We start from the raw sequence: 21,371 nt of genomic DNA on the forward strand, positions 1-21,371 counted from the left end.
GCGGAGCCCTACCCCCATGGCGACCGATTCGGGCCAGGGTCGCACCCGCCCACTCTCAGAGGAGCACGCCATGCACCGAGCCTTACCGCTCCGCCCTCAATTTGCCTGGCTGGAGATCACCGGCCTGTGCAACCTCACCTGTCAGCACTGCTACGCCCACTCATCACCCCAGGGCGACCACGGCAGCATGCTCGAATGCGATTGGCGGGCAGCCATCGACGAACTGAGCACGATGGGCGTGCGCGACGTCCAGTTCATCGGTGGAGAGCCCACCCTCCACCCGGCTCTGCCCAAACTCATCCGCCATGCTCGCACCCACGCTATGCGGATCGAGGTCTTCTCGAACCTGACCCACATCACCGACGCCGTGTGGGACGCCCTTCAGCTCCCTGAAGTGCGGTTGGCCTTCAGCTACTACAGCGACAACGCACACGACCACGATGACGTCACCCAGGGGCGTGGTTCTCACGAACGCACCCGCGCGAACATCATCAAGGCCCGCGAACTCGGGATCCCCCTGCGCGGCAGCGTCATCTCCGTCCTCCAGGAGCAGCGCGCCAAGCCCGCCGAGTCCGAGCTGCTCCAGCTCGGACTCCGAGACGTCCGCACGGACCGTATCCGTCCCTTTGGCCGCGGAGCCCTCGGCGCCCCTCCAGACCTCTCTCGCCTGTGCGGCATGTGCGGACGGGGCAAGTTCGCCATCTCCCCTTCGGGAGACGTCTGGCCATGCGTGTTCGCCCGCTGGATGAAGCTGGGCAACTTCCACGAGCAGAGCCTCCAAGAGATCTACGCCGGGGTGCCGATGCGTGCCGCGCGGGCGGAGCTGGAACACGCCTTTCCCCACACAGCCGTGTCGAGCACGCCCAGTTGTCTGCCGAATTGCAGTCCGGCCTTCGAGTCGTGCTCACCGCAGACCGTGTGTGCCCCTGACGCGGCCTGTGAGCCCACCGGGTCCAACGGCGGAGGCGACGAGAAGTCCGTCCGCCTGTCGCCCAAGCGGTCGGTCCGTTATGCCAATCCGGGGATCTCGCAGACCGACTGCTGACCACCCGCAGGGACGAAAAGCTCCATGCTGGCAGTGACCATGGCTCCTGCTGGGTAGCGTGACGCCGTCCGGTCCAGGTGAGGCGCTGGATGCGCTTCACGAGTATGGAGTACGCCATGCACGATGCCGCCCTGGTCACTCTCTACCTTGCCCGCCGCGATGCGTACGCGGCCTTCCTGACCGCCGCTGACACGGAGTCCAATGTCGTCCACTTCCGGCACGACGGCCGCTTCAAGGACAAGGTGGAGGCCATCGCAGCCGTGGACGTCGCGTACGCGGCGACCCGCGCCGCCTTCAACATGATCGACGTGGAAGGTACGGGCCCGATCAAGGAGGCTCGAACCGTCCTGGAGCGCCTCCGCGCGATGCACAGCGATGACGACCAGGCCCCGAACTGGCACGACTACAAGAAGGCCCGTGAGGACTTCGTTTTGGCCGTGAACCATCACCTTCAGGGGATGCTCAACACGATGCCGTAGAACACAGGTCGGCCCGTTTGGGCTTCCAGACGGGCGGCACCAATCTCCCGGAGGGGCCGACCTCACGGCAGGTCACGCTCGGCCGCTCCCTCCCCATGCCACCAGCCGATCACCTGGTACTGAGCCTGCTCCGCTTTGACGGACACCTTTGGTGTGGTGGTCAGGCCGCGAGTACGGTCTCGTATTCGGCGGGAATGCGGTAGCCGAGGCTGCTGTGCAGCCGCTGCAAGTTGTACCAGCTCTCGATGACCCTGTTGCCCAATTCGGTCATGCAGCGAGCGTGAGGGCCGCGAGTCGGGATGTTCGGGTTCGGGCGACGGGCGTCTCGGTCCACCAGGCGTCGAGCCGGATCAGGTTGACGGCAGCGGCGGTCAGGATGTGGCCCAGATGCGTCTTGGCGAGCCCACGGTAGCGGGTGCGGCGCATGCTGCTGACGGCGACGGCCTGGTGGATGGTTCCCTCGATCCCGGCCCTGGCCGCGTAGCGCTTTCTCCACTCGTCGGTGGTCTGCTCGGCCCGGACGCGCTCAAGCAGGGCGTCCTGCTCCCGGGGCCGGACGGTGAGTTGGCGTCCGTACTGGGTGGAGCGAGTGCACTGGTCGCGGACGGGGCAGGGAGCGCAGGTCGTGGTTGCGAAGCGGATCCTGATCGCGTCGCGTCCGTTGTTGTCGAGGCCGGCTGTCCAGTAGCGGCTGGTCTGGCCGGACGGGCAGGTGGCCGTTCGGCCGTGCCAGTCGATGGTGAATGAGGACCTGCCGAAGCCGGTGGAGCGGACCTCTTGCGGAGTGCTGTTCGGCCGGACCGGGGCGACCACGGAGATATTACGGTCGACCGGCGCGGTCAATAGGAGTTCGGCGGAGGAATATCCCGAGTCCAGGAGGTGCTCGGCGGGTTTGAGCCCCTTGTCCGTGAGCGCGTCGTGCACCGCGTCGACGACGGTGGCGTCGTTCGCGGTGGCGTCGGTGGTCACCACGTGGGTGAGCAGATTCGGCCGCCGAGCGTCGCCACAGCCCTCGCTCAAGTGGACCTTGTAGCCCGTCCAGGGCGCCCCACGCTTTTGCGAGTACCGAGCTTCGGGGTCGTACGGGGAAGCGATCAGGGCTCTCCCTGCCGGGAGGTCCTCCTTGCCGCGCCAACCCACCGTCGGGACGCCGTCGGTGACAGTCCGGGTGAACTGCTGGATCCAGACCATCCGCAGCACGCTCACCGCCGGGATCTCGCGCAGGTAGGCCGGCGCATGGTCGGCGTGCACGGCCTCGAGGAGGCAGTAGCCGTCGCTCGCGATCTGGTGGGCCAGGCGGTCACGCTCCGAGCGGTCGGAAGGAAGCCGATAGGCGTCGGTGCGGGCGCCATACCGTTCCTGCCACGCCGGTGCGATCCAGCCCGCCAACCACTGCGGACCGGCCGCAGCGAGCGCCTCCAGACACGCTCGCAGCGTTTCCCCGATGAACTCCAGCCGGTTCAGGCGCCGAACGGCTGCCAGAATGTGCGTGGAGTCGGTGCGCTGCCGCCCTCCCGCTCCGACCAGCCCGAGGTCAGCGAGGTGCTCCAGCAGCAGGTCCAGCACTCGTTCCTCCAGACCATGGTCGAGCAGCCGCTGGCGGAAGCCGGTCAGGACGGTGAAGTCGAAGCCGGGATCGGTCAGTTCCATACCCAGCAGATACTTGACGTCGATCCTGGCTCGGACCGCGTGCGCGGCCTGGCGGTCGGTCAGGTTCTCGGCGTATTGCAGCACGCTCACCAGAGCGAGCTGGCCAGGCGAGATGCCCGGACGACCCTGCTCCCCGAAGGCTTGGCGGAACTCCTCGTCCTCGAACACGACCCCAAGATGATCACGGATCCGCATTGCGAGGCATCCCTTGGGGAAAGCGGCACGGGCAACCTTGCTCGTCCCCGCCGGAACACCGTCACCAGGAGCCGACCCCATCGACACAGCCACCACCCCACCCCCGGGACGGCTCTCCTCGTACGTCCCTGACCAGCAGGTTCGAGGACAAGGTGCTGTCCACGCCGAGCGGTCACGGCAATATCACCCGAATTGGGCAACAGGGTCTCTCGATCCACTCGAAGATCGCGGTGCGGGCGAGTGTTCTGCTGGGCCAGGGTTTCGTGCCGAGCAGTTCCCGTTTGATCGTCGCGAAGAAGGACTCGGCGAGGGCGCGGTACGAGGAGGCGGCGGAGGGGACCTTGCCCGCGATTCAGACCAGCAGCTCCGCCGAAGCCAGGAGTTCTCGGGCCTCGGTGTCATGGCCGTGGTGCAGGAGGTAGAGGCCCGAGGTGACGCGTTCGACCAACGCCCACTCCCAGATCGTCCGTTCGTCCAGGCCCGTCGCCCGCGCGAGCCGGGCCGACCACCCGCGGACCAGCGCTGCGGGGTCCTCGGCCCGCAGGATGAGTTCCTGCCAGCCGCTCATCGCGACCGCGAGGTCGTACGCGGGGTCGCACAGGATGCCGTCGGGGTCCACCAGGACGTAACCGGATTCGGCTCCCGGCCGGGGGGTGCGGGCCCGGAGGATGTTGCCGGGGTGGGCGTCGCCGTGGCAGGCGACCAGGGCGGTGGCGGAGTCGGCCGCGCGCTGTTCGGCCAGGCCGCGCGCGAGGGAGATCAGCCGCGCCGAGCACGGCTTGCCCGTCGCGGGCCACAGGGTGTCGAGCAGGCCGATGAGCCCGCGCGCCTTGTCGTTCTCCTCCGACACGGTCACCCCCGGCACGCAGGGCGCGCGCCACGCCTGTCGCAGGGTCGCGGCCAGGATGTCCAGCATCCGCTCCGGCGGCAGGTCCGCCGCGCCCAGCGGGGGGCCGAGGGCCTCCAGCAGCAGGGCGCGCCGGGCCGTGTCCTGGGCGAGCAGACGTACGTAGCCGTCCCCGTCGGCCGCCGCGATCAGCGACGTACTCAGGTCGAACTCCGCCTCGGGCGGCAGGACCTTGAGCACCGCGTCGTCCCCGGCCGCGGTGGTCACATGGGCGACGTACGCCCACTTCCCGCCGTCGATGGACCGGCCGGGCGTGAGCGACCACTGCGCGCACAGGTCGGCGACGAGCGCGGGGAGCGCGGCGATCCACGCGCGGCCGTGCTCCCCCCGGCTCTCCGCGCTGCGCTGGGCCTCCGGTGACAGGCAGGTCATGACACGGGGACGGCGGGGACCGCGGGTCCGGGGGCGCCGGGCCCGGCGGGCTGGGCGTCGGTGGTGTCCGTCGCCGCCAACGTCGCTGCGAGCGCGGTGAGTTCGGGGCTCGTGCTGCGGTGGGCCTCCGCCAGCAGCGCGGCACGGGCGGCGGCGACGACCTGCTCGGGCGTGGTGGCGGCCAGGCGGTCGGCCATGTGGTCGAGCAGCAGGCGCGCCTGCTCCGTGAGCGCTTCGTCGTCCAGCGGGCGGGGCGTCAGGCGCAGGCCCTTGGCGAGGACGCGCTGGAGCGCCTTGTACAGGTGCGCGCCGCCCGTCTCGCGGATGGTGAGCGAGAGGTGGGCGGAGAGGCCGTCCTGCCCGGTCGCGTAGTGGGCGAAGCCCCGGGGGATGTAGAGCACCTCGCCCGGCTGGAGCTGGAGGGAGAGCAGCTCGGGGCCGCCGTCCGCGATTGGTCCGGGCTGCCAGTCGCCGTCGGCGGGACCGGCGTGGACGTGCCACTGCTTGCTGCCGTTGACCTGGAGGACCAGGACGTCCGCGTCGTCGCGGTGGATGTCGAGCCCCTGCCGGCCCTGCGGGGTCACGAAGAAGAACGCCTCGACCTTCCGGCCGAGTTCGCGGCCCACGGCGGCGGTGAGGGCGGCGGTGCCGGCGTGCCACTGCTCGACGCAGCGCAGCAGGAGCGTGCCGCCCTCGTCGAGCTGGCGGCGGACCTTCGCGCCGTCGACGAATCCGGGGTAGGCGGTCTGGTGGATCGTGCGGGGAGTGGAGTACGCCTCGGCGGGGACCGTCGCGCCGCCCCGGGTCACCTGGGCGTAGCAGGACGGCAGGGAGCCGGTCGTCAGCGCGGCGTCGAGGCCCGCCAGGGTGAGCGGCGGCTCGACGGCGGTCTCCGGCCGGAACACGGCCGGCTGCCGCCGCCAGGTGGTGGTGAGGAACTCTTCCACTTCGCCGACCAACTGGCCGAGGCTGAACGGGGACGACATACCGGGGTCTCCTTCTGTCCTGTCATGACGGGGCTGTACGGGCTCCGCACGGGCTTCGCGGGCCCCGTACGGGGGAGGGCCGGGGCCCCCGGTACGTCCCTGGCGTACGGGACATATCGGCCCAGCCCGTTGGGGCGCGGGCCGTGGCGTGCTCGTCCGCCGGGCCGCCTCGGGGCGGTGCGGGCCCGGGGCCCGGTGGTGCGCTCCGGGGCGGGCGCGCCACCGGGGGCCCGCGCCTGTCGGGGGTGTGCCGGGGCCTGCCGGGAGGCGGGCGCGGCGGGGTGGGGAACGGGGGTTCCGGTCTCGTCGGCGAGCCGGTGCAACGCATCCTGAAACGCCGCCGAATCGTTCGTCAAGAAATCCCAGCCGCCCGCGCGGGGGCGGGCCGGGGCCCCGTCCCCGCAGGTGCGGAGGGGGTGTCCTGCCGGCGGGACACGGGGAGGGCGGGGGTGTTTCCGGGCGCTCGCCGGGCGTGCGCCGGGTGCTTCTCGGGCACTCCGGTGCACGTCCTTTCTGCTGCCAATGTGACGATATGTCGCCCCTTCATGTTGAGGTCATGCAGCTTGGTGGCGGGGCGCGGGCATCGTGCCCGCGGCGCGGCTGCGGCAGGCTCGGCAGGGCCAGTCCGCCATTCAGCGTGAGGAAGAACGGATGCCTGAGTCGCCCGCTGCTACGCCCATTGATCAGTGCAAGCCCTCCGCCCGTGACCGTCTCGGCTTCGACGGACCCGTACGGGCGCTGCGCACGACGCTGCTGATGCCCGAGAACCTTCCGCTGTCGGCGTGGCTGCGGGTGGGGAAGCAGCTGGGCTCCTTCACCAACTCCTCCGCCTGGTGGGCCGGGGACTGGCTGGTCTACGGCGACCACACCTACCCGGACCGCTACCGCGACGCCGTCGAGCGGACCTCGCTCGACTACCAGACGCTGCGCAACTACGCCTGGGTGGCGCGGAAGTTCGCGCCGCAGCGGCGGCGGTCCGAGCTGAGCTTCCAGCACCACCAGGAGGTGGCCGCGCTGCCGCCGGACGAGCAGGACGCGTGGCTCGATCGGGCGGTCGAGGCGCAGTGGTCCAAGGCGGAGCTGCGCCGGCAGATCCGCCGCAAGCCGGACGGCGAGGAGCCGCCCGGTGTCTTCCGCACCCGCCTCCAGTTCGAACTGGCCGGGCACCAGTGGGTGCGCTGGCAGGAGGCCGCCGATCTCGACGGCGGGGACGTGGTGAAGTGGCTGGTCAAGGTGGCGGACCGGGCGGCGGTCGCGCTGCCCGGCCCCGCCGCTCCGGTCGCTTCCGTCGCTCCCGTCGGCCCCGTCACGCCCGTCACCCCCGTCGGTTCCGTCGACGCGGGCGCCCTGCCGTCGCAGGAGGGCGTGCTCAGCCCGGTGTGACCGCCGCGCCCACAGGGGACACGGGGGACACGGGGGACACCGGCGGCACCGGATACAGCGCGGCCAGTTCCCCGGCCGCCAAGCGCCTCCTCGTCTCCGCGTGCCGCACCTTGCCGCTGGTCGTCACGGGCAGGTGCCCCGGGGCGAGGAAGACCACGGTGGACACGTACAGGTCCAGCGTCCGCGCCAGTTGCCGTCGGACGCGGGCCGCCAGCTCGCCCCGGGCGTCCCGGGCGTCCCCGTCCTCCCCGGCGGGCCCGACGCCCTCGTCGATCTCGCTGACCAGGCACACCCCCGGGCTCCGGTCGGCGGTGCCGGTGCCGGTGCCGGTGTCGAGGGTGAAGGCCGCGCTGCGGCCCGGCCGCAGACCCGGTACCGCCGCCAACACCGCCTGCACGTCCGCCGCGTAGAAGTTCCGGCCGTGGTGGACGAGGGTGTCGTCGCCGCGCCCCACGACGAACAGGTGCCCCTGGTGCAGGAAGCCCCGGTCGCCGGTCGCGTGCCAGCCGTCCCCGTCCCCGTCCCCGTCCCCGGCGGCGCGGGAGCGGCCCCCGGCCACGGGCCAGTACCCGCTGAACAGTTGCGGCCCCTGGACGAGGATGTCGCCGATCCACCCGTCCTGCGGCACCCCGCCGACCCGTACCCGGGTGTGCGGCAGAGGTGTGCCGGAGGACAGCAGCACGACGGCGGAGCCCTCACCCCCGGCCCGGCCGTCCCCGGCCGAGCCGTCCACGGGCACCGCCAGACCATCCACCGGCACCGCCCGCCCCCGCAGCAGCGCGTCCCGCGCGACGGCCAGCCGCAGCGGGGGCCGGTCCGGGGTGCTGGCGGTGACGGTCAGCGTGGCCTCCGCCATCCCGTACGAGGGGCAGAAGGCGGACGCGGGGAAACCGGCCGGGCCGAAGCGGCCGGTGAACGCCTCGGCGGTGTCGGCGCGCACCACTTCGCCCGCGTCGCGGGCCACCCGCCAGGTGCCCAGCCGGAACGCCGCCGCCTCCGCCGCGGGGATCTTGCGGACGCAGTGGCGGTAGGCGAAGTCGGGGGCGCTGGAGAGCGTGGCGCGGTGGCGGGTGACGGCCGACAGCCAGCCGGCGGGGGAGCGGACGAACTCCCGCGGGCACAGCAGCACGGACCGGTATCCGCTGTGGAGCGGGCGCAGTACGCCGGTGACGAGCCCCATGTCGTGGTGGAGCGGCACCCACGTGACGGCGGTGTCCGTCGGGCGCTCCCCGTACGCCTCGGCGGCCTGCGCGCAGCTCGCCCGCAGCGCCCGGTGGCCGATGGCGACGCCCTTGGGGCGGCCGGTCGAGCCCGAGGTGTACTGGAGGAACGCGATGTCGCAGGTACGGGCGCCGGTGCCAGGGGGCAGCGGCCGTGCGGCCGGGTCCGCCAGGTCCTCCCAGGTGTGCACCGCCTCGGGCGCGGTGGCCGGGGGCAGGACGCGGCGCAGGTGGTCGCGCCACCGCGCCGAGGTGATCACCAGCGTGGGACGGCAGTCGGCGGCGATGCCCGCGATCCGTTCGCGGAACGCCTCCTCGCGCACGGCCTCGGGCGTCGGGGCGGGCACCGCGACGAGCCCGGCGCCGACGCAGGCGAGCAGGGCGGCGGTGAACGTGTGGTCGTTGGGCAGCGAGAGCAGCACCCGGTCGCCCGCGACCGCGCCGCGCGAGCGCAGCCCCGCCGCGCAGCGGTCGACCAGGGCGGCGAGCCCGCCGAAGTCGAGGTGGGCCACCGTGTGGCCGCCGCGCTCGACGGTGACGGCGGGCGCGTACGGGCGCACGGCGGCGTGGTGCGCCAGCCAGTCGTGGGCGGTGGGCCCCGGGCTCGCGGCGGTGGTGCTCGGTTCCGTGCCGGTGGCCGCGGCGGTGCGGCTCGCGCCCGTGTCCGTACCCGTATCCGCCCGGCAGGTGCTCACCCCCGCCCCCACCCCGCTGCCGCTCACCCCCGCTCCGGCGCCGTGGGCGCGGGAACGAGGGCGGCTCGGCGGATCTTGCCGCTGGGTGTCCTCGGCAGCGTTCCGGGCGCCGCCAGGTGGATGCGGGCGAGGGGGAGGTGCAGGTGGCGGGCCGCCGCCTCGATGTCCGCGCGCAGGGCGTCGGCGTCGCGGTCCGCCTGGGCCTCGACATGGCACTCCAGGCCCGTACCGGCCACGACGGCCGCGTCGGTGACGCCCGCGAGCCGCCGGATCTCGTACTCGAACCGCGGCTGCGCGTACGGGTGTTCCCTGCCCGCCCGGCCGACGACGAAGAGGTAGCCCGCCTCGTCGAGGAAGCCGATGTCGCCGGTGGCGAGCATGCCGTCCTCGCCGGGCGCCAGGTCGGCGGCCCGCAGCCGTACGTGGATCTCGCCGCTCTCCCCGGTGGGCACCGGCCGCCCGTCCCCGCGGACCTCGATCCGGATGCCGGGCAGCGGCCGGCCCACGGAGCCGGGGTGGCGCAGCCACTCGGGCGTGGTGATCTCGGTGAGGGTGCCCCGGGAGGTGCCGTAGTACTCGTGGAGCACCGGCCCCAGCAGCTCGATCGCCCGGTGCTTGATGCCCGGCGGGCACGTGTCCCCGCCGTGGAAGACGGTGCGCAGCCGCCGCTCGGGGGCCTGTCCGGCGGCCACCAGCTCAAGGAGGCAGTCGGGGCTGAGGAAGGCGCTGTCCGCGCCGTACTGGTCGGCGAGCGCCGCGAAGGCGTCCGGTGACCAGGTGCGCTGCACGACCACGGCGCTGCCCGCCTGCAGCGCGTACAGGGCGGGGCCGAGGGTGCCGAGGTGGTAGGCCGGGTTGGCCATGAGGTGGGGGCCGAGACCGATGCCCGCGCCGTACCGTTCGGCCACGGCCACGCCCTTGTACGCGCGCCGGGGCGCGGGGCGCGCGACGCCCTGGGGCCGTCCGGTGGTGCCCGAGGTGGTGAAGGCGAGGAAGCCGGCGTGCGGGGCGGGCGCCGGTCCGTACGGGTCGTGCGCCGGGGGCGCGGCGGCGAGTTCGGTGTCGAGCAGGGTGGGGCAGGGCAGCGCCATCGTGCCGGAGCGGGCGGCGTCGTCCGTGACGTGCAGGGCGACGGCCATGTCCCGCAGGAGCGCGGGCGCCACCGCCGCCCCGTAGTGGGCCACGTCGACGGGGAGCAGCCCGTAGCCGTGGCGCAGGGCCGCCAGGGCCAGGGCGAAGAAGCGGGGGCCGGTGGGGATGTCGGTGGAGAGCACGGTTCCGGCCGCCAGGCCGTGGCCGCGCAGGCCGTGGCCCAGCGCGTCGGCGGCCCGCACGAGTTCGGCGAAGGTGCGGCTCTCCCCGTCGGCGACGACCGCGAGGCGGCCGGGCTGCCGCGCGGCCGTCTCCCAGGGGCTCCACAGGTGCGGCCGGGTCATCGCCGCGCCGCCTCGGGGGCGGTGGCGCGGGGCGCGTCGGCGGCGAGCGCGGCGGCGAGCGCGCCGAAGTCGTCGGCGTCCACGACGGTCTCCATGTGCACCTCGGTGTCCAGGAGTTCCTCCAGGACGGTGGCCAGCTCGACCGCCATGACCGAGTCGCCGCCCAGCGAGAAGAAGCCGTCGCACGGCCCGACCTCGCACTCGAAGACGGCGGCGGCTGCGGTCAGCACCTGGTGCAGGACGTCGGGGACCTCGGGGACGTCGGGGCGGTCGGTCATGGGAGGGTCCTTTGCGGATCAGTGGGGCGGATCGGCGGGGCGTACCGGCGGGGCGGACGGCAGGGACGCGAGGTCCGCGGCCATGGCGTCGACGATGGCCCCGGCGAGCGGGCGCCCGGCCCGCAGACCGTCGAAGACGAGGTCGACGACGACCTTGTCGCGGTGCTCGACGCAGCTCAGGTGGAGCGCGGACGGGCTGACGAGGGTGGTCCGGCGCAGCGGGTGGGCGTCCGCCGTCACGCGCAGCGGCCCGGTGGCGCGGCGCACCTCCCGGTCGTCGTCCACGATGGTGCGCAGACTGACGTAGATGTCGCGCCGCAGCGCCTGGGCGCCGCCGAACTCCTGGCTCAGGGCGAGGAGTTCGGCGGCGGTCAGCTGCTGGTGGCGCAGGGCTTCCAGGAGCTGGCCGCGGACTTCGTCGCGCACGGTCGCGGCGTCGGCGTCCGCCCGGCGCAGCGCCAGCGGGCTCGCCCCGGCGAGCATGCCCACCAGGTCGCGCTCGCGGGCCCGGCGGGAGTCCATGGTGACCCACAGGGCGAGCCGGGCCAGGCCCGTGCGGCGGGCGGTGGCCCGCGCGAAGGAGGCGACGAGCCACTGGGGCACGGTGCAGTGCTCCCGCTCGCAGGCGCGGCGCAGCGCGGCGACGGCCTCGGCGCCGAACTCGACGTGCACGGAGCCGGCGTCCGAGCTCTGCCCGCCGGAGCCGGGCCAGGGGTTGCGGGCGGCGAAGTCGAGCCGTTCGCGCCAGCTCCGCGCGGCGCGGGCGAGGTGGCCTGGCCCGTACCGGGTGCGCTGGCTCAGCGCGGCGTCGGCGAAGGAGGGGGCGGTGGCCGGCGGGGTCCCGCCGGCGAGCAGGGTCGCGTAGTCGCGCCAGATCTCGTGGGCGAACAGGGCGTGGCCGCGTCCGTCGAAGACCAGGTTCTGGAACGTGGCGAGCAGGGCGTGGTGCCGGGGCGTGTGGCGCAGCAGCCGCAGGGTGAACGGCCGCTGCGCGTCGGGCTCCGACCAGGGGGTGACGAAGTCGCGGGAGAGCAGCGCCGCCGCGTAGTGGGAGAACTGGCGGGCCGAGGCGGCGGTGACGCTCTGGCGCTCCACGGTCTGCTCGTCGGGCCGCGGGGGTCGCAGGTACTGGCCTTCGGGCCCGCCCTCGGGGAGCGGGGCCAGGTGCAGGGCGTCGTGGCGGGCGACGAAGCCGCGCAGGGCCTCGGTGAAGGCGTCCGGGTCGAAGTCGCCGAGGATCTCGTAGGAGAGCCGGACGTTCTTGTGGGCGCCGCCACTCTGGCGGATGTTGGCGCGGTACCAGTCCTGCTCGTACGTGAACGGGACGTACGGCCGGGCGGTGGCGGCGGCCGGGTTCAGGTCAGGCACAGGTACTCGCCCCCTCGCGCCAGCAGTTCCTCGGGGGTGCCGCTGTCGACGACGTGGCCGTCGCGCACGACGACGACCTGGTCGGCGCGTTCGAGCACGGTCAGCCGGTGCGCGATGGCGACGACGGTGATGCCGCGGTCCAGCAGGTCCTTGAGGATCTCCTCCTCCAGGGCCGGGTCGAGGGCGCTGGTGGCTTCGTCCAGGACGAGCAGGCGGGGCTTCTTGGCCAGGGCGCGGGCCAGTACGATCCGCTGGCGCTGGCCGCCGGAGAGGCCGTGGCCGCCGGGGCCGACCAGGGTGTCGTACCCCATGGGCAGCGCTTCGATCTCTTCGTGGATGTGCGAGAGGCGGACCGCCTCGACGAGGTCGGCGTGGGTGACGTCGTCGGCGCCGAAGTTGATGTTCTCGCGGATGGAGCCGCCGAACAGGTGGGCGTTCTGGTTGATGTAGCCGATCTGGCGCCGGTAGGTGGGGCGGTCCAGGGCGGCGAGGTCCACGCCGTCGATCTCGATCGTGCCGCCGGTGGGCAGGTGGAGGCCGGCGAGCAGCATGCCCAGGGTCGACTTCCCGGAGCCGGAGCGGCCCACGACCACGACGAACTGGCCGGGGGTGATGGACAGGTCCACGCCGGTGAGCGAGGCGGTGCGGGCCCCCCGGTAGCGGAAGGCGACGTCGCGGGCGGTGATGCGGCCGGGTTCGGCGACGCCGGTGCCCGCGAGCAGTCCGCGCGGTTCGGGCTCCGCGCCCAGGACGTCGTCGAGCCGGGCGAGCGCCGGGCGGACGGTGGCGAGCTGGGCGGCGGCGTCGAACATGGCCTCCAGCGGGGCGAACAGGGCGATCGTCAGCGCCATGAACCCGAGGGTGGCGCCGAGCGAGTCCTGTCCGTGCAGCACGCGCCAGGCCCCGACCAGGACGATGACGACGGGCGCGCTGAACTGGACCGTGCGGCTGAGCGAGGTGGACACGGCGAGGCTGCGGCGGGCGGCCAGCCGCTTGTTGACCTCGCTGACCAGGCTGTGCGACCAGCGCTCGGCGGCCCGTGCCTCCAGCCCGGCCGCCTTGAGGGTGGTGATGCTCTCCAGCATCTCCACCAGTTCGTTCTGCGCCCGGGTCTGGCGCTCCAGCACCTCGTGGCTCAACGTGGTCTGGCGCCGCCAGGCGAGCGCGAGGACGCCGGTCTGGACGGCGATGAGCGTGACGACGACGACGGCGAGCACCGCGTTGGCGAAGAAGATCGCGGTCAGATAGACGGCGATCAGGACGCTGTCGAAGACGGCGGTCACCGCGGTGAGGCTGAGCACCTGGTTGAGGGAGCTGCTGGTGCGCACCCGCATCGCCAGGTCACCGGAGTTGTGCACGGTGAAGTAGTCGTAGGGCAGGGACGCCAGGTGTTCCAGTACGCCCCAGGTGAGCCGGGTCTCGACGGCCGCCTGGCGCCGGGTGACGAGGAACGACCGGATCAGCTGCATCACCAGGAACAGCAGGCACAGGGCGCCGAGACCGGCGGCGGTCAGCCACAGCTGGTCCGACAGCCGGTCGGGCAGCACCCGCTCGACGAGGTGGCTCAGGGTCAGCGGGAGGACGAACTCGAACGACATCAGCACGGCCGACACCGCGGCCAGCTTGGCGAGTTCCCTGCCGCGCGGGACGAAGTGCAGCATCTGGCGCCAGGGGCTGCGTGGGCGGGCCTTGTCCCGGGCCGTGCGGTCGCCCTTCGCGGCGGCCAGTGGCCGCTCGAACTCCAGGGCGACGCCGGTGAAGGACTCGGCGACGGTGGCACGGCTGAGCCGTCTGCGCCCGAACGCGGGGTCGATGACGTCGACGTAGTGCTCGGTCGCGGCTTCGAGGACGACGAAGTGGTTGAAGTTCCAGAACAGGATGGCCCCGGCGGACAGCTTCGCCAGACCGTCCAGGTCCGTGCGCACCCCGCGGCCCTGGAGCCCGAATCCGCGCGCGACCTCCAGGAGGGTGCGCGCCGACGCGCCGTTGCGGCCGGAGTCGGCCCGCGCGCGTACTTCTTCGAGCTGGACCTCGACGCCGTGGTGGCGCAGCGTCATCACCAGGGAGGCCGGGCCGCAGTCGCTGACCTGGGTCTGGAAGCACACCGGGACGCGGCGCCCGGCGTGCCGGCGCACCCGCTCGCGCAGTGCGCGGGCGCGTTCGCGGACGCCGTCCGGTCGCGCGGGTGGAGGTTCGTGGCCGAGCACGGGGCCCAGGCCGTCCTGGCGATGACGGTGTTCCAGGGCCTCGGAGCGGAAGCGCGGTCTGCTGGTCATCCTGACTGTCCTTGTCGGGCTCTGTCCTCGTCGGCGAACACCGGTGGGCGGGCCGGGCGTTGCCGGCCCGCCCACCGGGAACTGCTCTATCGGATCAGCGCGAGGCGGATCAGATGCAGCCGAGGGCGACGAACTGCGTGCCGCCAACGATGTCGTCCAGCTCCTCGTCGGTCAGAGCGGCGATGTCAACCTGGTTCTCGGTCATGATTATTCCTTTCGATAACTGGTGCGAAGGGCTTGTTTTCCCTTTGCTGAATTCAACTTTAGGGGCCGCTTCTCGCTCGATCAAGGCCGGACGGCGAGAAATTCTGAATCGGCCTCGAAAACCCCGGAAAACCGCTCCGGAGATACCATGAATCCGGCATCACGGAACAGGAAATAGGGGGTTGGCGGCCCTTTGGGGGCCTCAGAGTACTTCGCTGACCAGGGATTTCCTGCCCGTCGGCACGTCTCGCCGGCGAGATGGGTGTCTGTGGGGGGCCGCTGGCGGGAACAATTCGCCGCAGGGTGCTCAAGAGTCGTGCGAAAAAGGCCGTGAATTCCTGGTGCGGGCATAAGAAAAAGCGCGGCAGACCAGGGGTCTGCCGCGCTTTTGGTATTTCTTTTCTGTGGTGGCCGGCCGTCTCTCAGGCAGCGGTGGCGAGTGCCGCGACGGCCCGCGGGACCGCGCCCGGGGCGCCGGAGCGCGCGCTCAGGAAGTCGGCGGCCTCGGCGAAGGCGAGGTTGCCCGGTGGCGCGGGCAGCTCCAGCGCCGTGGCCAGGCGCGCTATGGCCTGCCGCTCCACCGCCTCGCCCGCCGCCCGCAGCCCGTCGGGGTGCAGCGCGTCCGCCGGGACGAACTGCCGCCAGAACCGGCCCGCGTGCTCCAGGCAGCCGTGCAGATTGACCCCGCGCAGGAACGGCACGGCCAGCTCGTCGGCGACGTTGCGCAGCCGGCGCCGGGCGCCCCGGCTGCCGGGGGTGAGACCGAACAGGCTCAGCAGGGCGAGCGTGCGGATGCGGTCGTTGAGCACCGCGCCCTCGGTGCCGGGGGGTACGAAGATGGGGGACAGCAGCGCGTGGTAGTCGTCCGGCCGGGCGGCGACCCAGGCGATCCGCTCGAAGGAGAACCCGAAGTCGATCACCGACATGGCGGGGTCGGCCGCGTTCTCCACGTGGTGGTACCAGTTGATCTCGCCGATCTCGACCCCGGCGCAGTTCAGATCGGCCCGGCAGCCCCGGTAGGGGCCGTACGCGCACTCCTCGTCGGTGAGCGCGACCACCACCTCCCGGGCGTGGATGCCCATCGCCGACAGCCCCTCCAGCCAGTGGTCGAGGTGGGTGGCGACCTCCTCGACCAGCCGCGGGCCCCCCACCTCCAGGGAGGAGAGGTTCACGAACGAGGTGGAGACGCCCTGCTGGCGGCCGGCCTCGGGCTGGTACTGCCAGCGCACGCACGGCTGGGCCAGGACGCGGATGCCGCGCGGCGCGGGCGCCGCCGCGTGCACCACGGGGTCGAGGTACTGCAGCGCCGAGACGACCAGATCGGTGTCGACGGCGGTCCGGTCCAGGTCGGACAGGGCGAACGGGGTCAGACCCCGGCGTTCGAACGTGCCGCGCAGCCGCCGCCACTGGGCCGCCACCGACCGGTGCTGGGGCCGGGCCGGGCTCCGGCGCGCCGTGGCGGCGGCGCCGGAGCCGGGGCACCAGGGGCTTCCGCAGGTGCGGGCCTCCTTGCTGAAGTAGGTGCGCCCGCACGGGGCGCACCTGCCCCGGAACCAGCCGCGGGCGAGCAGGTAGGAGGCCAGCACCGCGACGAAGCGGTCCCCGGGAGCGTCCGTCATGAGCGGGTCACCGCGGGTCGTCGCCGCTCGCCGGTGCGCACCGGGATGACCTCGGTGCCCAGGTACGGCACGAGGAGCTCGGGCACCCGCACGGAGCCGTCCTCCTGCTGGAAGTTCTCCAGGATCGCGATGATCAGCCGGTCGCAGAAGCCCGTCGCGGAGATGGTGTGCGGGTGGCCCTTCTCGCCGTCGATCTTGTAGCGGATGCCGCCGCGCCGGGCCTGGAAGTCACCCATGTTGGTGTTGGACGTCATCTCGCGGTAGCGCCCCTGGGACGGCAGCCACGCCTCGGTGTCGTACTTCATGCGCCCCGGCGCGCCCAGGTCCTTGGAGCCGGTCAGCACGACCTGGTACGGGACGCCGAGCTCCTGCATCAGCCATTCCTCGTTGTCCAGGCACAGCTGGTGGTAGTGCTCGCTCTCGTCGGGGTGGCAGTAGATGAACTGCTCCAGCTTGTAGAACTGGTGGACCCGCAGGATGCCCGCGGTGTCGCGCCCGTAGCTGCCCGCCTCGGTGCGGAAGCACATCGAGTCGCCGAGGTACATCAGCGGCAGCTGCGTCAGGGTCTCCCCGACGTGCATGCCCAGCAGGGACTGCTCGCTGGTGCCGATGAGGGACAGGTCGCTGTCGGCGACCGCGAAGCTGTCCTCGCCCTGGAAGGGGAGGTAGCCGGAGGCGAACAGCGTCTCGCGGCGCGCCAGGTACGGCGGGGAGACCAGGTCGAAGCCCTGCGCCCGGGTGCGCTTGACGAACACGTCGGTGAGCGCCTGGCGCAGCTGGACGGCCTCGTTCATCAGCAGGTAGAAGCGGGAGCCCGCCACGTTGACCCCGCGCGGGATGTCGATGGTGCCGGTGAGGCGGCCGATCTCCTCGTGGGAGCGCGGGGTGAACGGCAGCGCGGCCGGCTCCCCGACGGTGCGCACGACGGTGTTCTTCTCCTCGCCGCCGACCGGGACCCGCGGGTCGAGCATGTTGGGCAGCCGCTCCAGGTGGTGGCGCAGCTGCTTCTCCACGTCCTCCAACAGGGCTTCCTGCTCGGCCCGGAGCTCCTTGAGGGAGGCCGCCTCGCGCCGGTGGGCGTCCTGGTCGGTGGCGTCCTTCCACTCCCGCCCGAGCGCGGTGATGCGGTGCCGGGTGGCGTCCAGGCGCTGGATGCCCTCGCGCCGCTCGCGGTCGAGCCGGGTTATCTCCTCGATGTCCACGGCATAGCCGCGCCGCGCGCAGTTCTCCGCCACTTCCTCGGGGTGCTGCAGGATGAAGTGTGCATCAAGCATGGTCAGCCCTCATGTTCTGGTGGGTCGTTGGGCCGCGTCCGGCAGCAGCCCTGTCAAGGAAGTCCCGGTAGGCGGCGATCTCCGCGTCGGCCACGGAACTCCATGAACAGTATCGGCTGGCGAACGCCTCGGCCGCAGCGCTGTATTGCTCCTCTGAGCTGGCCAGAAGGCCCTCCAGCGCGGCGGCCATGGCGCGCGTGGCGCCGTACGGCACGCGCCGCACCGCCTGCGAGCCGCCGTACACGGCGCGGGCGAAGGGAACGTCGTAGCAGACGGCGGGCAGCCCGCACGCCAGCGCCTCCAGCAGGCACAGCGAGAAGGTGTCGGCGGACCGCGAGGGGTAGCAGAACACCTTGGCCGAGCTGAGGACTTCGTACTTCTCCCGCCCGGTCAGCCAGCCCGCCAGATGGATCGCGTCGCGCAGTCCGTACCGGTCGACGGCCGCCCAGAAGGCGCGCTCGGCCCGCGGCCCCTCGAAGGAGCCGATCACGACCATACGGGCCTGCGGCCGGGTGGCCCGCAGCCGGCGCAGCACCTTCAGGGCGTCGAACAGGCCCTTGCCCTTGGTCAGTTTGGCCATGAACGCCACGTCGTACTCCTTCGTGGCGGACCGGGCCGAGGTGATGTACGGCAGGTCGACGGCGTATCCCGGGATCGCGCGGACGGTGGGCGCCGTGGGGAAGTAGCGGTGCAGGTAGAAGTCGACGGTCTCGTTGATGACGACGCGCGGCAGCGTCCGCATCAGGCGCGCCTGGTGGACGTGGCCCACCAGGTAGCGCAGGGCGTGGCCCCGGCGTTCGCTCAGCAGCCGCCGCCCCACGTCCCAGGCGAAGGAGCGGGTCGGCCGCGGCATGGCGTCGAGGAAGGGCACCGAGTGCGGCATCACCAGGAACGGGACGCCGAGCCGGCGCAGCACGGGGGCCAGGCCGTGCATCAGGTCCCAGATCTCGCGGTAGAGCACCACGAGGTCGGGCTGCTCCTCGCGCACGCTCCCCTCGATCGCGCGGACGAGCGCGGGCAGTTCCCGAACGCGCCAGCCCCGCATCGAGAACTCCTGCGGGTGGACCCGTACGCCGCTGCGGTCGATGGCGCCCCGGCAGAGCGCGTCGGGCGGGCCGAGCGCGACGAGCACCACCTCCGCCCGGCGGGTGAGCTCGGGCAGCACCCGGGCCAGCCGGGTCACCGGGCCCCGCCCGCTCTCCTCGTCGACGTCGCTGATCAGCAGCACTTTCATGTGGTTTCGCACTCCGGTTCGCCGGCTCCGGCCGCGCGCGCGAGCCGGTCGCCCGCGCGGGCGGCGAGCGCCATGATGGTCAGGGTCGGGTTCTGCCAGCCGCCGGTGGTGAAGCAGGCGGCGTCGGCGACCACGACGTTGGGGGCCTCCCACAGCCGGCCCGCGCGGTCCACCACGGAGTCGCGGGCCGTCGTGCCCATGGCGGCGCCGCCCATCTCGTGCACCGAGGTGCCGGGCGTCGCCGGCCGGTCGCCCACCTCGTGCACGGTGAACCCGGCGGCGTCCGCCATGGCCCGCATCTCGGCCGCCTGGTGGGCCGCCATGGCCTGCTCGGCGCTCCCGTAGGCGAGCCGGACACGGGCCTGCGGGATGCCGAAGGCGTCGCTCTCGTCCGCCAGGGTGACGCGGTTGTCCCGGCCGGGCAGCACCTCGCCGCTCGCCCACATGCGGAAGGGGGCGGCGTCGTGCTCCAGCGCCCAGGCGGCGCTGGCGCGGCTCAGGGGCAGCACCTCGGGGGCGAAGACGGTGATGCCGTAGCCGCCGGGGAAGCCCCGTTCGCCGTCGCGGAAGTCCGGGATGTGGCAGACCGGCACGAAGCCGGGGTCGGGGCGCGGGACCGGGCGGACGTCGAGGCCGGGGACCACCCCGCTCACCGAGGCGCCCGCCACGTGGTCGAAGAAGTACCGGCCGAGCTGCCCGTGGTTGCCGCCGAGGCCGTCGCGGTGGTGGCGGGAGCGGGAGTTGAGCAGGATGCGCACCGACTCGATCGCGGAGGCGGCGAGCACCACGGTCGCCGCCCGCTCCCGGTGCGTGGCACCGGTGCGCCGGTCCACGAAGACGACGCCGGTGGCCCGTCCGCCGCGGCTGTCCGTCTCCAGGTGGGAGACGACCGCGTCGGTGCGCAGCGTGACCCGGCCGGTGCGCAGCGCCCGGCTGAGGACGGCGTCGGCCGGGGCGTCGGCGACGCGCCCGCCCAGCAGCTGCCGTCCGGGCCAGCGGGCGGCGACGGCCGCGGCCAGCCGGCGCTCGCCGCGGGTCTGCTCGCGGGCGCGGGCGGCGGCGGGGGCCGGGACGCCGGGGGAGTGCTCCCCGCCGCCGGACACCCGCATGAACGACTCGACCCGGGCGTAGTAGGGGGCCAGTTCGGCGTGGCGGATCGGCCAGGAGCGGTGGTCCGCGCCCAGGTGCCGGCCCGTCTCGCCGCTGAACTCCCGGTCAGAGAGCCGCAGGCAGACCCCCGCCCACAGCGGGAGCCGCCCGCCCGTCTGACGGCCGCGGAACCAGTGGAACGGGGTGTCCTGCGGGGTCTGGTACGGGTGGTCGAGGTCGTCCACGAACAGATGGCTGTTGCCCGGCTCGTAGGCCGAGCACCGCGACTGCACCGGCTGGCGCGCTCCGCTGTGCGCGGCCCGGTCGACGCGCTGGTCGCCCGCGAGGAGCGGTCCGGCCTCCAGGACCAGGACCCGGATGCCGTGCTCGGCCAGCGTCTTGGCGGCCCAGCCGCCCGCCGCCCCGGAGCCCACCACGATGGCGTCGTGGGGCGCGCTCACCGCAGTACGCCTTCGGGCAGCGGCGCGGGACCCGCGGTCCGCGCGGTGTGCGACTCCAGCAGCCGGGCCAGCGCCCGCACACAGCGCCCGGCCGCGCGGCCGTCGCCGTACGGGTTGTCCGCCGAGGCCATGGCCCCATGGCGGGCGGCATCGCTCCACAGGGCGTCGACGGCCCGGTGGATGCGCGCGGGATCGGTGCCGACCACCTCGATCCCCCCGGCGGCGACCGCCTCCTGACGCTCCGTCACCTCGCGCAGGACGAGGGCGGGCGTGCCCAGGCCGACGCACTCCTCCTGGATCCCGCCGGAGTCCGTCAGCACCAGATGGGCGCGCTGGATCAGCTTCAGGAAGGTGGAGTACGGCTGGGGCCCGGTCAGCACCACGTTGTCGCGCCGCCCGAGGGCCGGCAGCAGCGCGGCGCGCACCACCGGGTTGGCGTGGACACCGGCCACCACCAGCATGTCCGGGTGGCGGTCGGCGGCGTCGCGCACGGCCCGGGCGACGCCCTCCATGGCCGGTCCCCACGCCTCGCGCCGGTGGCAGGTGAACAGCAGCACCCGCCGCGGGTCCTGGTCCAGCACGGCGAGCGCGGGATCGGCCCAGCCGCGGGCCCGGCGCACCATGCCGTGCATCGCGTCCACCACGGTGTTGCCCGTGACGACGACCGCGTCCGCCCGGACGCCCTCGGCCAGCAGGTTCTGCCGGGCGCGCGCGGTGGGCGCCAGATGGAGGTCGGCGAGCAGGGCGAGCGTGCGGCGGTTGACCTCCTCCGGGTACGGCGCCCACTTGTCGGCGGAGCGCAGCCCGGCCTCGACGTGGGCGAGGGGGATCGCGCGGTAGAAGGCGGCCAGGCCCGCTCCCAGCGCGGTCGTGGTGTCGCCGTGCGCCAGGACCGCGTGCGGCGCGGCCCGTTCGAACACCGCGTCCAGACCGCTGATGACGGCCCCGGTCAGCTCGGCGAGCGTCTGCCCGCCGCGCCGCACCGCGAGGTCGACGTCGGGCGCGATGCCGAACTCGTCGAGCACCTGGTCCAGCATGTCCGTGTGCTGCCCGGTGGACACCACGAGCGGATCGAACCGGCCGTCGGCGGCGAGCTCCTGTATGACCGGGGCCATCTTGATGGCCTCCGGGCGGGTGCCGATGACCACGGCGACACGCCGTCGCATGATGCTCCTCACGCTTGGGTTCGGCCCGTCCTGG

At 73.2% G+C, this 21,371-nt stretch carries 16 protein-coding genes; 3 read left to right on the forward strand and 13 right to left on the reverse strand.

Annotation, left to right across the window (positions count from 1 at the left end; translation table 11 throughout):
* The first annotated feature begins 70 nt into the window (after positions 1-70).
* Positions 71-1,045 carry a radical SAM/SPASM domain-containing protein gene (locus AB5J87_RS38415; protein WP_369383959.1) on the forward strand — a complete coding sequence of 325 codons (975 nt, stop codon included), beginning with the start codon at positions 71-73 and terminating at the stop codon, positions 1,043-1,045.
* Between the two features lie 116 nt (positions 1,046-1,161).
* Positions 1,162-1,524, forward strand: coding sequence for a hypothetical protein (locus AB5J87_RS38420; RefSeq protein ID WP_369383960.1), 363 nt, complete (start codon positions 1,162-1,164; stop codon positions 1,522-1,524).
* A 267-nt stretch (positions 1,525-1,791) separates the two neighbouring features.
* Here the strand turns inward: AB5J87_RS38420 and AB5J87_RS38425 are convergent, their stop codons facing one another.
* The 3 genes from AB5J87_RS38425 to AB5J87_RS38435 form a co-directional block, all read right to left on the reverse strand.
* The gene (locus AB5J87_RS38425; RefSeq protein ID WP_369384193.1) at positions 1,792-3,450 is read right to left on the reverse strand and encodes an IS1182 family transposase; all 1,659 of its coding nucleotides are present in this window, start codon (positions 3,448-3,450) and stop codon (positions 1,792-1,794) included.
* Positions 3,451-3,721: 271 nt separating this feature from the next.
* Positions 3,722-4,648 (reverse strand): aminoglycoside phosphotransferase family protein, encoded by a 927-nt coding sequence (locus AB5J87_RS38430; RefSeq protein WP_369383961.1) that lies wholly within the window; start codon positions 4,646-4,648, stop codon positions 3,722-3,724.
* A complete protein-coding gene (locus AB5J87_RS38435) occupies positions 4,645-5,634 on the reverse strand; it encodes a cupin domain-containing protein (RefSeq protein ID WP_369383962.1) in 990 nt (329 codons plus the stop codon). The genes AB5J87_RS38430 and AB5J87_RS38435 overlap by 4 nt, the downstream gene beginning before the upstream one ends.
* A gap of 651 nt (positions 5,635-6,285) precedes the next feature.
* On the opposite strand from AB5J87_RS38435, the gene AB5J87_RS38440 reads away from it, so the two are divergent.
* Positions 6,286-7,017, forward strand: a complete 732-nt coding sequence (locus AB5J87_RS38440; RefSeq protein ID WP_369383963.1) for an LmbU family transcriptional regulator — start codon at positions 6,286-6,288, stop codon at positions 7,015-7,017.
* Here the strand turns inward: AB5J87_RS38440 and AB5J87_RS38445 are convergent.
* The 10 genes from AB5J87_RS38445 to wecB all read right to left on the reverse strand — a co-directional run bounded on the left by AB5J87_RS38445 (position 7,004) and on the right by wecB (position 21,337).
* Complete coding sequence (locus tag AB5J87_RS38445) at positions 7,004-8,959, reverse strand: AMP-binding protein (protein WP_369383964.1); 1,956 nt, start codon at positions 8,957-8,959, stop codon at positions 7,004-7,006. The two genes, AB5J87_RS38440 and AB5J87_RS38445, sit on opposite strands and share 14 nt — an antisense overlap.
* Positions 8,956-10,368, reverse strand: coding sequence for a class I adenylate-forming enzyme family protein (locus tag AB5J87_RS38450; protein WP_369383965.1), 1,413 nt, complete (start codon positions 10,366-10,368; stop codon positions 8,956-8,958). Before AB5J87_RS38450 ends, AB5J87_RS38445 begins: the two co-directional genes overlap by 4 nt.
* A complete protein-coding gene (locus tag AB5J87_RS38455) occupies positions 10,365-10,646 on the reverse strand; it encodes an acyl carrier protein (protein ID WP_369383966.1) in 282 nt (93 codons plus the stop codon). Before AB5J87_RS38455 ends, AB5J87_RS38450 begins: the two co-directional genes overlap by 4 nt.
* A gap of 18 nt (positions 10,647-10,664) precedes the next feature.
* A complete protein-coding gene (locus AB5J87_RS38460) occupies positions 10,665-12,014 on the reverse strand; it encodes a condensation domain-containing protein (protein WP_369383967.1) in 1,350 nt (449 codons plus the stop codon).
* Positions 12,002-14,290 (reverse strand): peptidase domain-containing ABC transporter, encoded by a 2,289-nt coding sequence (locus AB5J87_RS38465; RefSeq protein ID WP_369383968.1) that lies wholly within the window; start codon positions 14,288-14,290, stop codon positions 12,002-12,004. Before AB5J87_RS38465 ends, AB5J87_RS38460 begins: the two co-directional genes overlap by 13 nt.
* Positions 14,291-14,916: 626 nt before the next feature.
* Entirely contained in the window at positions 14,917-16,113 is a 1,197-nt protein-coding gene (locus AB5J87_RS38470; RefSeq protein ID WP_369383969.1) for a hypothetical protein, read from the reverse strand.
* Complete coding sequence (serS, locus tag AB5J87_RS38475; protein WP_369383970.1) at positions 16,110-17,387, reverse strand: serine--tRNA ligase; 1,278 nt, start codon at positions 17,385-17,387, stop codon at positions 16,110-16,112. The genes AB5J87_RS38470 and serS overlap by 4 nt, the downstream gene beginning before the upstream one ends.
* Positions 17,380-18,621 carry a glycosyltransferase family 4 protein gene (locus AB5J87_RS38480; protein ID WP_369383971.1) on the reverse strand — a complete coding sequence of 414 codons (1,242 nt, stop codon included), beginning with the start codon at positions 18,619-18,621 and terminating at the stop codon, positions 17,380-17,382. The genes serS and AB5J87_RS38480 overlap by 8 nt, the downstream gene beginning before the upstream one ends.
* Positions 18,618-20,171, reverse strand: a complete 1,554-nt coding sequence (locus AB5J87_RS38485; RefSeq protein WP_369383972.1) for a GMC oxidoreductase — start codon at positions 20,169-20,171, stop codon at positions 18,618-18,620. Before AB5J87_RS38485 ends, AB5J87_RS38480 begins: the two co-directional genes overlap by 4 nt.
* Positions 20,168-21,337: a non-hydrolyzing UDP-N-acetylglucosamine 2-epimerase gene (wecB, locus tag AB5J87_RS38490; RefSeq protein ID WP_369383973.1), complete on the reverse strand. Its 1,170-nt coding sequence runs from the start codon at positions 21,335-21,337 to the stop codon at positions 20,168-20,170. Before wecB ends, AB5J87_RS38485 begins: the two co-directional genes overlap by 4 nt.
* Between the last annotated feature and the right edge of the window lie 34 nt (positions 21,338-21,371).

Source organism: Streptomyces sp. cg36 (assembly GCF_041080675.1).
Classification (GTDB): Bacteria; Actinomycetota; Actinomycetes; order Streptomycetales; family Streptomycetaceae; genus Streptomyces.